Origin of the sequence: Orlajensenia leifsoniae, assembly GCF_004570845.1 — a bacterium.
GTDB lineage: Bacteria > Actinomycetota > Actinomycetes > Actinomycetales > Microbacteriaceae > Orlajensenia > Orlajensenia leifsoniae.
The window spans coordinates 38,487-49,947 of record NZ_SPQZ01000007.1 but is presented as its reverse complement, the minus strand read 5'-3'; the positions used below and the strand labels follow the sequence as shown (position 1 = coordinate 49,947).

12 protein-coding genes are annotated in these 11,461 nt (G+C 68.8%); 2 read left to right on the top strand and 10 right to left on the bottom strand.

Annotated elements, in window-relative coordinates:
- The 3 genes from ftsX to prfB form a co-directional block, all read right to left on the bottom strand.
- Complete coding sequence (gene ftsX, locus E4M00_RS15650; RefSeq protein WP_056167439.1) at positions 1-921, bottom strand: permease-like cell division protein FtsX; 921 nt, start codon at positions 919-921, stop codon at positions 1-3.
- The gene (ftsE, locus tag E4M00_RS15645; RefSeq protein ID WP_135121419.1) at positions 918-2,027 is read right to left on the bottom strand and encodes a cell division ATP-binding protein FtsE; all 1,110 of its coding nucleotides are present in this window, start codon (positions 2,025-2,027) and stop codon (positions 918-920) included. Before ftsE ends, ftsX begins: the two co-directional genes overlap by 4 nt.
- Positions 2,028-2,088: 61 nt before the next feature.
- A complete protein-coding gene (prfB, locus tag E4M00_RS15640) occupies positions 2,089-3,198 on the bottom strand; it encodes a peptide chain release factor 2 (RefSeq protein ID WP_056167434.1) in 1,110 nt (369 codons plus the stop codon).
- Between the two features lie 157 nt (positions 3,199-3,355).
- Here prfB and E4M00_RS15635 point away from each other — a divergent pair, with 157 nt between their 5' ends.
- Positions 3,356-5,230: a hypothetical protein gene (locus tag E4M00_RS15635; protein WP_135121418.1), complete on the top strand. Its 1,875-nt coding sequence runs from the start codon at positions 3,356-3,358 to the stop codon at positions 5,228-5,230.
- An 87-nt stretch (positions 5,231-5,317) separates the two neighbouring features.
- Entirely contained in the window at positions 5,318-6,607 is a 1,290-nt protein-coding gene (locus tag E4M00_RS15630) for an MFS transporter (RefSeq protein ID WP_135121417.1), read from the top strand.
- Positions 6,608-6,626: 19 nt separating this feature from the next.
- On the opposite strand, the gene E4M00_RS15625 is transcribed toward E4M00_RS15630, so the two are convergent.
- The 7 genes from E4M00_RS15625 to E4M00_RS15595 all read right to left on the bottom strand — a co-directional run bounded on the left by E4M00_RS15625 (position 6,627) and on the right by E4M00_RS15595 (position 11,460).
- The gene (locus E4M00_RS15625; RefSeq protein ID WP_135121416.1) at positions 6,627-7,085 is read right to left on the bottom strand and encodes a pilus assembly protein TadG-related protein; all 459 of its coding nucleotides are present in this window, start codon (positions 7,083-7,085) and stop codon (positions 6,627-6,629) included.
- The gene (locus tag E4M00_RS15620; RefSeq protein WP_240037209.1) at positions 7,082-7,579 is read right to left on the bottom strand and encodes a hypothetical protein; all 498 of its coding nucleotides are present in this window, start codon (positions 7,577-7,579) and stop codon (positions 7,082-7,084) included. The genes E4M00_RS15625 and E4M00_RS15620 overlap by 4 nt, the downstream gene beginning before the upstream one ends.
- Positions 7,554-7,904, bottom strand: a complete 351-nt coding sequence (locus E4M00_RS15615) for a TadE/TadG family type IV pilus assembly protein (RefSeq protein ID WP_135121415.1) — start codon at positions 7,902-7,904, stop codon at positions 7,554-7,556. Before E4M00_RS15615 ends, E4M00_RS15620 begins: the two co-directional genes overlap by 26 nt.
- Positions 7,905-8,005: 101 nt before the next feature.
- Positions 8,006-8,194, bottom strand: coding sequence for a hypothetical protein (locus E4M00_RS15610; protein ID WP_135121510.1), 189 nt, complete (start codon positions 8,192-8,194; stop codon positions 8,006-8,008).
- A 138-nt stretch (positions 8,195-8,332) separates the two neighbouring features.
- The gene (locus E4M00_RS15605) at positions 8,333-9,265 is read right to left on the bottom strand and encodes a type II secretion system F family protein (RefSeq protein ID WP_135121414.1); all 933 of its coding nucleotides are present in this window, start codon (positions 9,263-9,265) and stop codon (positions 8,333-8,335) included.
- A 90-nt stretch (positions 9,266-9,355) separates the two neighbouring features.
- The gene (locus E4M00_RS15600) at positions 9,356-10,231 is read right to left on the bottom strand and encodes a type II secretion system F family protein (RefSeq protein WP_240037206.1); all 876 of its coding nucleotides are present in this window, start codon (positions 10,229-10,231) and stop codon (positions 9,356-9,358) included.
- The gene (locus tag E4M00_RS15595; protein ID WP_135121413.1) at positions 10,228-11,460 is read right to left on the bottom strand and encodes a TadA family conjugal transfer-associated ATPase; all 1,233 of its coding nucleotides are present in this window, start codon (positions 11,458-11,460) and stop codon (positions 10,228-10,230) included. Before E4M00_RS15595 ends, E4M00_RS15600 begins: the two co-directional genes overlap by 4 nt.
- Position 11,461 lies beyond the last annotated feature (1 nt).

Here is an 11,461-nt window from a genome sequence, read left to right as displayed (position 1 = left end):
CTAGACCTTGAGGTACCGCGTGATCGCGAAGTTGGCCGAGAACGCCGCCAGGATGATGCCGACCAACAGCAGGATCGGTGCGACGACCAGGGCACTCCCCTCGGTCACGAACGACGTCAGCTGCAGGCGATCCTTCAGCCAGCCCTGGATGAAGAAGTGCACGATCGCCCAGATGGCACCGCCCGCCAGCAGCGATCCGATGAGGGCGGCGAAGATGCCCTCGAGCACGAACGGGGTCTGGATGAACCTGTTCGACGCTCCGACGAGGCGCATGATGCCGAGTTCACGTCTGCGCGAGTACGCCGACAGGCGGATCGTCGTGGCGATGAGCAGCGCGGCCGCGACGAGCATGATCGCCGCGATCGCGATGGCCGTGAAACTGGCCGCGTTCAGCACCGCGAAGATCTGGTCGAGGTAGCTGCGCTGGTCGGTGACGGCCTCGACACCCGGCAGGGCCGAGAGGCTCTCGACGAGCACATCGGCCTGGGACACGTCCTTGAGGTTCACCCAGTACGTCTGGTTGAGCTGGTCGGGGGTGACGTAGGCCGAGACCGGGTTGTCCTTGAACTGCTTCTGGAAGTTCTCGTAGGCCTGGTCGTGGTCCTCGAAGTAGAACTTCTTGATGAACGGCGACAGCGTGGGGCCCTCGAGCTCGGCCTTGATGGCCGCGAGCTGATCCTCGTTCGCCTCGCCACCGACGCAGTTCTCGTTGGAGGAGCCCGAGATGTCGGTGCACATGTAGACCGCCACCTGTGCACGGTCGTACCAGTAGTCCTTCATCTGGCCGATCTGCATCTGCATGAGCACGGCCGTGCCCACGAAGGTGAGCGAGATGAACGTGACGAGCACGACGGAGACCACCATCGAGGCGTTCCGTCGCAGGCCGTTCGCGGCCTCAGTGAGTACGAGACCGAGTCTCATCGGGTCGGCCCAACTTCCTGCTCACCGGTGTCGTTCGTCTTCGCGCCCGGCGCCCTGAGTCCGAGCTTCTCGGCCAGCGTCAGAGCGGGCACGTCGTTCTCGGTCGCGACGGGCAGCACCGGCCGCGACATCGTCGTGGGCGGCGGCTCGACGGGCACGATGGGGATCGAGCTCGTCGCGGCGGCGGTGATCGCGGCGGCGGCATCCGTCACGTCATCGGTCACCTCGGGCTCGATGTAGAGCGGCTGGGCGTTCTCCATGACCGAGGTCGGGACCTTCGGGGCTGCCGCGGCCGGTGCCTGCTCGGACAGAGGCACCGGGGCGACGGATGCCGCACCCACGGTGGCCCCGACGGCGACGGGCGCCTCGGCGGTCGGAGCGGCGGTGGCAATCTGGCCCTCTGCCACGACCGGGATGGCCGTGGTGGCGCCGTAGCCGCCGCGACGCTCGTCGCGCACGATCTGGCCGGCCGAGAGCTCGATCACGCGGCGCTTCATCTGGTCGACGATGCCGGCCTCGTGGGTGGCCATGACGATGGTGGTGCCCGAGGCGTTGATGCGCTCGAGCAGGGTCATGATGCCGGCGCTGGTGACAGGGTCGAGGTTTCCGGTCGGCTCGTCGGCGAGGAGCACCTGGGGCTTGTTGACGATGGCGCGCGCGATGGCGACGCGCTGCTGCTCACCGCCGGAGAGCTCGTGGGGCAGGCGCTGCGCCTTCTCCTCGAGTCCGACCATCTTGAGCGTGTCGGGCACGGCCTCCTGGATGAAGCCGCGCGACTTGCCGATGACCTGGAGCGTGAACGCGACGTTCGCGGCAACGGTCTTGTTGGGCAGGAGGCGGAAGTCCTGGAAGACCACGCCGAGGTTCCGACGGAAGTAGGGAACCTTGCGGTTCGAGATGGAGCCGAGGTCCTGGCCGAGCACGTGGATGGAGCCCGTGCTGGGCTTCTCCTCCTTGAGCATCAGACGCAGACAGCTGGACTTGCCCGAACCCGATGCACCGACGAGGAACACGAATTCGCCCCGAAGGATCTCGAGGTCGATGCTGTTCAGCGCCGGCCTGCTGGTGCCCGGGTACTTCTTGGAGACGTTGTCGAAGCGAATCATTTCACTCGATGCTAAGCAGAGGATGCCGCAATGTCGCTAGCGACTCGCTCAGTCGGGCGTCCTAGTCGTCGGTCTTCTGCTTTCGCCACCGGATGCCGGCGCCGATGAAGCCGTCGATCTCGCCGTCGAACACCTTCGAGGGGTTGCCCTCCTCGTAGTCCGTGCGCAGGTCCTTGACCATCTGGTACGGCGCGAGGACGTAGGAGCGCATCTGGTCGCCCCAGCTGGCCGTGATGACGCCGGCGAGCTCCTTCTTCTGCGCGGCCTCGGCCTCCTTCTGCAGGAGGAGCAGGCGCGACTGCAGCACGCGCATGGCGGCGGCTCGGTTCTGGATCTGGCTCTTCTCGTTCTGCATCGAGACGACGGTGCCCGTCGGGAGGTGCGTGATCCGCACGGCGGAGTCCGTGGTGTTGACCGACTGGCCGCCGGGGCCGCTCGAGCGGAAGACGTCGACGCGGATGTCGTTCTCGGGGATCTCGACCTCGCCGGCCTCCTCCATGAGCGGGATGACCTCGACGGCGGCGAAGCTGGTCTGGCGCTTGCCTGCCGCGCCGAACGGGCTCATGCGCACCAGGCGGTGGGTGCCGGCCTCGACACTCAGGGTGCCGAAAGCGTAGGGAGCGGAGACCTCGAAGGTCGCCGACTTGATGCCGGCCTCCTCGGCGTAGGACGTGTCCATCACGGTGACCGGGTACTTGTGCTTCTCGGCCCAGCGCAGGTACATGCGGAAGAGCATCTCGGCAAAGTCCGCAGCATCCACTCCCCCGGCGCCGGAGCGGATGGTGATGACGGCGGGGTAGGAATCCCACTCGCCGTCGAGGAGGGTCTGCACCTCGAGTTCGCCGATGACCTTCTGCAGGCTCACGAGTTCGACGCGGGCCTCCTCGGCGCTCTCCTCGTCGCCGGCCTCGTTGGCCAGCTCGATGAGCACCTCGAGGTCGTCGAGACGGGCTGCGACGCTCGTCATCTTCGCGAGCTCGGTCTGCCGGTGGCTGAGCGCACTGGTGACGCGCTGAGCGTTGACGGTGTCGTCCCACAGGTCGGGAACGCCCGCCTCCTCACTGAGGCGGTCGATCTCGGTGCGGAGGGCTTCGACATCGACGACGGAGCTGATGTCACCGAAGGTGACGCGCAACGCGGCGATCTGTTCAGAGAGATCAAGGTCAATCATGTTGCTGCCAGCCTACCGGCGACGGAGAGCACGCGAGATCGGGCCGGGCATCCTCGGCCCGAAGTTTTCCGGCCTGCCTATTCTGCTGATGAGCAATGCTCACTAAGCTCGGACTACGACACCCGAGTCGATGACACGCCTGAACCGAGGCAATCTGATGCACACGCACACGCACGCGCTCACCCGAACCATCTCCCTGACCGGCGCTGCTGCGTTGGTCATCAGTCTCCTGCTGGTGGCCCAACCCTCGGCTGCAGACACGTCTCCCCCGGTGGCCGGCACCCCGGCGACGGTGTCCACGGACGTCCTGCCCTCTGTGCAGATCGACGGCGTGGTCTGGGACCAGGAGATCGCAGGCAACACCGTGTTCGCCGGCGGGGACTTCCAGACCGCACGGCCGGCCGGCGCCGCTCCCGGCGTCAACACCGTCGCGCGACCACACCTGCTGTCGTACAACCTCCAGACCGGCGTCATGAACGCCTCATGGAGTCCGAATCCGAACGCGCGCGTCAGGAACATGGCGCTCTCGCCCGACGGGACCCGTCTCTACGTCGTCGGCAGCTTCACCTCGATCGCAGGAACCTCCCGCTACCGGATCGCCGCGTTCGACACCGCCACCGGGGCGCTCACCTCGTTCAAGCCCATCCTCAACGGCAAGGTCAACGCCGTGGCCGCGACGAACACGGCGGTGTATCTCGTCGGGCAGTTCACCGTGGCGAACGGGGCCACGGTCTCGGGCGCAGCCGCCTACGACGCCGTCACCGGACTGCGGATCCCCACCTGGGCGCCGGCAGTGACGGAAGGGCAGGCGATCGCTGTCACGGTGAAGGCCGACGGCAGCAAGGTGGTTCTCGGCGGCTACTTCCAGAAGGTCAACGGATCCTCGAATCCCGGCTACGGTCTCGCCATGGTCGACGGCGTCACCGGAACGATGCTCCCCTTCAACGTCAACGCGAAGGTGCGCAACGCCGGAAGCAACGCGGCCATCTCGAGCCTCGCATCAGACGCGAACGGCGTCTACGGCACCGGACAGCACTACGGAACCGGCACACTGGAGGGCACGTTCTACGCCTCGTGGACCAATGGCGACATCATCTGGGTCGAGGACTGCCACGGCGACACGTACTCCGTGTACCCGGCGGGCGATGTCGTCTACACCACCAGTCACGCCCACTACTGCGGGAACATCGCCGGCTTCCCGCAGACGAACCCGTGGGGAATGCACCGCGGCCTGGCGTTCACCAAGACCGTGCAGGGCGTGATCACGAAGGATCCGCTCGGCTACACGAACTGGGCCGGCACCCCGCGGCCGGCGCTCCTGCAGTGGTTCCCCGACATCAACGCCGGAACGTTCACCGGGGTGAGCCAGGGCGGCTGGTCGGTGGCCGGCAACAGCCAGTACATCCTCTACGGCGGCGAGTTCACCCAGGTGAACAGCGTGAAGCAGCAGGGCATCGTGCGATTCGCCGTGAGCAGCATCGCTCCCAACAAGGACGGCCCACGGCTCACCGGCGCGAACTACGTGCCCACGGTGACATCACCCGCCTCCCGCACGGCCAAGGTGACGTGGAAGGCGAACTGGGACCGCGACAACACGAGGCTGACCTACGCGGTCATCCGCAACGGGAACACGGCGGCTCCGGTGTACACCACCACCGTCGACTCGAACTTCTGGACCCTTCCCTCCATGAGCTTCACCGACACCAACCTCACGGCCGGCGCGACCTACAACTACCGCATCAGGGTGACCGATCCGCGAGGCAACTCCGTGCTCGGCAACCCGGTGAGCATCGCGGTGCGCGGCACCGCCGCCAAGCTCCGGGCACCCGACGAACCGCTGCCTCCCGTGACGGAGACGCCATTCCTGACGCCGGCGCCGCCGACAGCCGACACGCCGGAATCCGTGACGCCGCCCACGGAGACGCCGATCCCGACGGTCGAGCCGCCCGTCGCGCCGACAGGTGACCCGTCTCTCACGCCGCCGGCCACCCACTCACCGACACCCACGCCCACCCCTACCGTCGAGCCCTAACCGCCGGCGGCTGGAGCACCCCGAACGATCGGCTCCAGCCGCAGCCCGGCAGGGCGCCGTACGAGCCGGGCATAGGGTGGAACGGTCATGACGGATACCGAGCGCCCCTTCAGCCTGCGCTCGGTCGCCCTCGCCGCCTATCTGCCGACGTTCCTGTTCTCGGTCGGTGAGGGCGCCATCATCCCGCTCATCCCGACGGTGGCGAACAACCTCGGCGCCACCCTCGCCGTGGCGGGCCTCATCGCCTCCATGGTGATGCTCGGCGAACTGGTCGGCGACATCCCGAGCGGCTGGATCGTGAGCCGCATCGGCGAGCGCACGGCCATGATCGGCGGCGCCGTCCTCGCCATCGCGGCGACCATCCTCTGCCTCGTGGCGACGAACGCCTGGGTGCTCGGCATCGGGATCTTCCTGATCGGCATAGCGACAGCCGTCTTCGCCCTCGCCCGGCATGCCTTCATGACGAGCTACGTGCCTCAGCGATATCGGGCCCGAGCCCTGTCGACGCTGGGTGGCATCTTCCGCGCGGGCTGGTTCGTCGGCCCCCTCCTGTCGGCGGCTGTGCTGCATTTCGTCGACGACACCCAGATCGTGTTCTGGATCTTCATCACGACGTGCCTCGGAGCCGTCGTCGTGCTGCTCGTGCTTCCCGACCCCGAGGCCATGTTCGGCCGGGCCGAGCAGGTCACCGCTGCGGATGGAGCCGTCCGCACGCCGGGCGAGGAGCTCGCCGCCGAGGAGTCGCACGGACTCGGGCGCACCCTGTGGAACAACCGGGCCGTGCTCCTGAGGCTCGGCACCGGAGCCGGTCTGATCGGTGCGCTGCGCGCCACCCGTACGGTGATCCTGCCCCTGTGGGCCCTCTCCATCGGCATCTCCGAGCGCGACACCGCCATCATCATCGGCCTCGCCGGCGCCATCGACTTCGCCCTGTTCTACGCCAGCGGCCAGATCATGGACCGCTTCGGCCGCCTCTGGAGCGCCCTGCCCTCGATGATCGGCCTCGGGCTCGGGCTGCTCGCCCTGGCCTTCACCCACGACCTGTCGACCAACGTGCAGTGGTTCATCGGCGTCGCGATGTTCCTCTCCCTCGCGAACGGCATCGGCAGCGGCATCCTCATGACTCTCGGCGCGGATCTCGCTCCCCCGGCCAACCCGGCGCCCTTCCTCGGAGCCTGGCGCTTCACCGGCGACCTCGGCGGTGCTGCCGCGCCCCTGGCCGTCGCCGGCATCACGGCCGTCGTCTCCATCTCGGCGGCGGCCGGCGTCATGGGTGTACTCGGCCTGGTGGGCGCCGGCATCCTCGCCCGCTACATCCCGCGCTACGTGCCGAAGCGTCCCCGCGCCGCGCGGGCAGCCCCTCCAGCCGACGCGTAGACGACGACCGACGAGGCGCCTACCCGAACACCGACCGCGCCGTCGACTCCACGTCGAGACGGATGCCGTCCGGCAGCACCAGGACCAGAACGGGCGGTCGCCACCACGCAGACAGGGCGACCTCGGCGCTGCGACCGTCCGGGGACGCGGCCGACTCCACTCGGAGGTGCTCGAGCGAGCCGCGCGGTGCGGCTGCCAGGTAGTCCGCGGCCGCAGCGCCGACATCAGACGAGTCGAGGACGGCCCGGAGCCCGTCGTCCGTCGCCGTGACGGCGGTCAGGTCGAAGGCCTCTGCTCCGGCGAGCGCAGCACCGTCGGCCAGGGTGAGCAGGCGCTTGCGCTCGATGTACAGGCTGGTCGCCCCCATCACCCCGAGGATCACCACCACGGCGAGGAACATGAAGAAGATGGCCAGCGGCAGCGTCGACCCCGTCTCGTCGACGGATGCCGCGCGCAGGCGTTCGCAGAGGCGTCTCATCCCCCGCCTCCTTCCGCCGCTCCGGTATCGCTCCAGAAACGGGACACCTGCTGGGTCGCCTGCGCTTCGAGCGGAATGCTCACCACGTCGCGGAGGGCGAGCACGTCGGGAACGAGGGGCAGGGTGATCCGCACGCGCACAGTCACCGTGACGGAGTTGCCCCGGGAGAGGCATCCGTTCGCCGAATCGTCGCAGGCGATCGTCGCGGCCGACTCCACGGATGCCAGCCCGTAGTCGTCGAAGCCCACGGCCAGCGCACGGTCGAGACTCGCCAAGCCCTCCGCCGGCGTCGTCGCCTGCACGTAGACGCGGGCCATCTGGCGCGCGGCCCCCTCGGCCGCGAGCGAACCCGCCTGGACGGACGACACCGCCAGCACGAGATAGACGAGAGGCACCAGCAGGATCAGGCCGACGGTGATGAACTCGAGCGACGCGGAGCCGGTCTCCTCCGCCAGCGTCGCGCCGGCGTCACGGCGCCGACTCGACCGCCGCACGGCCGACCACCTCCATGGCGCGATCGGGACCGAGGAGTCCGGCGAGCGGCAGCGGCGTCGTCACGTGGACCTCGGCGCTGGGGAACCCGGCCACACGACCGTAGCTGCCTGAGATGTCGCGTGCGTAGGCGGCACCGAGGGCCGTCGATATGAGCATCCGAGTGCGCTCCTCGCCGTCGGCGAGGGTGTTGTCGGCGAGCGCGGCATAGCGAGCGCCCTCAGCGGCAGCGTCGATCACCGTGTTGCGCACATGCAGCGCCAGAGCCAGCTGCACCACGGCGAGCGCGAGGGTCGTGAGCAGCACGGACACGAGGGTGAACTCCACGACCGCAGAGCCTCGCTCGTCGCGAACGAACGGCCTCAGCCTGCGCCCGAGTGCACACCGCCGCGTCCGGTGCGCGGCCTGCACACGCGTCACGGAACAGCTCAGAAATCGGAGACGCGGTCGATCGCGTCCTGGAACACGCCCGTGAGTGCGGGTCCGGCCAGCGCCCAGATCAGGACGACGAGCCCGGCCGTCATGAGGGTGATCAGCACCCAGCCGGGCACGTCGCCACGTTCGTCATCCCATTCGCGCGCCAGGCGTCCCCTCAGCGCCGTCGCAGCGCCCACCATCAGAGTCGTCATCGCCACACCCTTCTCCTGCATCCGTCATCGCTCCTGCATCCGTCATCGCTTCGTTCGTCACACGGTCATCCATCGTTCAGCGGTCGTCGCCATCGCCCACGTCGAGCCGTCTCGTGTTCCATCGACCTAGAACCCCGCCTGCAGGACGAACAGGCCCGGGAAGATCGCGATCACGACGGTGAGCGGCAGGATCAGGAACACGAGTGGGATCAGCATCGCGATCTCATTCCGCCCGGCGCGCTCGAGCAACCGGTTCTTCGCCTCGCCGCGGGCGTCCTGTGCCTGGGCGCGAAGCACACCGGCCAGTGGTGTTCCCCGTTCGACCGCCGCGGTGATCTGATCGATCGCCCGGCTGAGCGGGGGCATCCGGAGCCCGGTCGAGAGCTCGTCGAGCGCACGCGTGAGCGGGACTCCAACGCCGACACGGGAGAGCACTCCGGCGAACTCGGCAGCCAGTTCGCCCGAGCTGGTGCGGGCCACCCGACGCAGGGCATCATGGATGCCCTCGCCGGCGGAGAGACTCAGCGTGAGGAACTCGAGGACCGTCGGGAGTTCGTCGGTCATGCGGGAGACGCGAGCAGATGCCGCGCGCCGCAGGACCTGATCGCGCAACGCCGCTCCGCTGAAGGCACCGAGCACCGGGATCACCAGGGTGAACACCGGCGGCAGGCGCGAGGCCGACAGGAGCACCACGACGATGCCGACGGCGGCGCCCAGCATGGCCGAGATCACCTGCTCGGAACGCAACCGCTCGACGGATGCTGCAGACCCGCTCTGTCGCAACCGCAGTGCCGCCGTCTCGGGACCGCCGAAGAGGCGGGAGAGCAGACTCGAGAAGGCGCCGATCACGGGCGCGGCGAGGGAGCCGATCACGGGCAGCGGATCGATCGTGCGTCGTCGCACGTGCTCGCGCGCCGCAGGCGAGACGTCGAGGATGTAGGGCGCGACCCGGTCAGCCAGGCGCGGGCGCCTGAAGCTCGGGAGCGTCGCAGCGAGCGACCACAGGCCGAGGCCGAGAGTGCAGCCGAGCACCAGCGATAACGCCTGCGGAGCGCTCATCGGCTGCTCCGCCGGCCCGCCACCGCATCCACGCCGGTCATTGCGGCATCATGGCGCGATCTCGGGCCGTGACGCCCGACTTATCCACAGTCATCGGAACCAGCGCTGCTCCTCCGGCAGCCTCCCGACCCGGATCATGAGCAGGTAGGCCAACGCCGAGACGAGGAGTCCGACCAGGATGAGCACGGCACCGGCCGGCGAGTTGTACGCGGCTGCCCCCTCGGGACGGGTCGCGAGCATGAGCAGCACGATCCACGGAGCCACGACTCCCAGCCTGGCGGCGTTCACGATCCAGGACTGCCGGGCTCGCAGTTCCGCCCGCACCACGGCGTCATCGCGCAGATAGGCGGCGAGCGAGCGCAGCACCTCGCCCAGGTCGCTGCCACCGACCTCGCGCGCCATGCGCAGGGTCTCGAGGAGGCGATCGGCGACGGGGTCGGCCAGGTCGGCCTTCAGAAGGTCGATCGAGTGCGAGAAGTTGCCCGTGGCCCGGTACTCGCGCTCGAACGCGGCGAAGCTCGCGCGCGTGCCTGCCGGACCCGACTGCGACAGCGATGCGACGGCGTCAGGCAGCGCGATGCCGGCGCGCACGGCCGACAGGAGATGGTCGACGACATCGGGCCAGAGCGCTCTGTTCGCCACTCGGCGGGCTCGGGCACGGAGAGTCACGACGAGGGCCGGAGCAGCGAAACCCACGAGGCCGGCTGCGAGGGACAGTGCGGACACTCCCACGATCGCCTGCATCAGCCCGGCGGTCGCGAGACCGACGAGCACTGAGATGAGCAGGAGCACGGCCGGTGGCACGCCGCCGAGACCGGCGAGCGCGAGGCGCTCGCGCATCCGTTCACCTGCCGAGTCCGATCGGCGTGGGCGCTCATCCGACCGCGGCCACAGCCAGGGCGACAGCACGAGCAGCACGCCGGCTCCAGCCACGCAGGCGACGGCCACGGCCTGGGCCGAGATCACGCCGCGCTCCGAGCCAGGACGATCGACGGGTCGAGACCGGCCGCGCGGAACTTCGCGAGTTTGAGCGGATGGCTTCCGGTGGCCTGCAGCAGGCCATCGCGCAGCTGGAACACCGGACTCGCCTCCACGACGGATCCCGAGACGGAACCGCTGAGGGCGAGGATCTCCGTCACACGGCGAGCGCCTGCCCGATCGATCTCGCACTGCACGACGATGTCGACGCAGGCCGCGACGGTCGGCACGACGAAGGCGGAGTCGATATTGCGCCCCGCGAGCAGCGGCAGCGTGCAGAGCTTCGCCAGGGCGTCGCGAGCGCTGTTGGCATGGATGCTGCACATGCCGGGAAGGCCACTGTTCAGCGCTATGAGCAGGTCGAGGCTCTCGGCCTCGCGCACCTCGCCGACGACCAGCCTGTCTGGGCGCATGCGCAACGCCTCCTTGATGAGGCGGCGCAGGCTGATCTCCCCGGTGCCCTCGATGCTCGGCTGGCGGCACTGCATGGCCACGATGTCGCGGGCGTCGATGTCGAGCTCGAAGGTCTCCTCCACCGTCACGATGCGCTCATCGCGCCGGGCGCTCGAGAGCAGGGCACCGAGCAGGGTGGTCTTGCCCGCCTGCGTCGGGCCCGACACGAGGATGTTCTGGTCGGCGAGCACGCACATGCGCAGGAACTCCGCGGCCTGTAGCGACAGCGATCCCAGCTGCACGAGGCGACCCAGGTCGCGCAGGCGCCTCGTGAACTTGCGGATGTTCACGGCCCAGTGCTTCTGCGTGATGTCGGGGATCACGACGTGCAACCTCGAGCCGTCGGGCAGGGAGGCATCGACGAACGGGCTCGACAGGTCGACGCGGCGGCCGCTGGACTGCAGCATCCGTTCGACCAGATCGCGCACAGCGCTCTCGGTGAGCACGGTCGAAGTCAGCTCGGGCACCCCGTTGCGCGCCACGAAGACACGGGACGGAGAGTTGAGCCAGATCTCCTCGATGGTCGGGTCGTCGAGGTAGGGCTGCAGCGGACCGAATCCGGTGAGCGACGCGATGACCTCGCGGGTGGCCTGCTCCTCATCAGCGATGAGCGGACCGGCTCCGGCGACCGAGCGCTCGACGTAGTCGCGGAGGGCGTCGCGGGCGTAGCGCTCGGCGAGGGCGGCATCCGAGGCCAGGTCGACGCCGTCGGTGCGCACCCGGGCACGCACGCGCTCCGTGATGGTGCGAACGGCCTCGGTCATC

Coding starts and splice junctions, on each gene's coding strand:
- ftsX (WP_056167439.1), bottom strand. CDS start 921: ATGAGACTCGGTCTCGTACTCACTGAGGCCGCGAACGGCCTGCGACGG.
- ftsE (WP_135121419.1), bottom strand. CDS start 2,027: ATGATTCGCTTCGACAACGTCTCCAAGAAGTACCCGGGCACCAGCAGG.
- prfB (WP_056167434.1), bottom strand. CDS start 3,198: ATGATTGACCTTGATCTCTCTGAACAGATCGCCGCGTTGCGCGTCACC.
- E4M00_RS15635 (WP_135121418.1), top strand. CDS start 3,356: ATGCACACGCACACGCACGCGCTCACCCGAACCATCTCCCTGACCGGC.
- E4M00_RS15630 (WP_135121417.1), top strand. CDS start 5,318: ATGACGGATACCGAGCGCCCCTTCAGCCTGCGCTCGGTCGCCCTCGCC.
- E4M00_RS15625 (WP_135121416.1), bottom strand. CDS start 7,085: ATGAGACGCCTCTGCGAACGCCTGCGCGCGGCATCCGTCGACGAGACG.
- E4M00_RS15610 (WP_135121510.1), bottom strand. CDS start 8,194: ATGGTGGGCGCTGCGACGGCGCTGAGGGGACGCCTGGCGCGCGAATGG.
- E4M00_RS15605 (WP_135121414.1), bottom strand. CDS start 9,265: ATGAGCGCTCCGCAGGCGTTATCGCTGGTGCTCGGCTGCACTCTCGGC.
- E4M00_RS15595 (WP_135121413.1), bottom strand. CDS start 11,460: ATGACCGAGGCCGTTCGCACCATCACGGAGCGCGTGCGTGCCCGGGTG.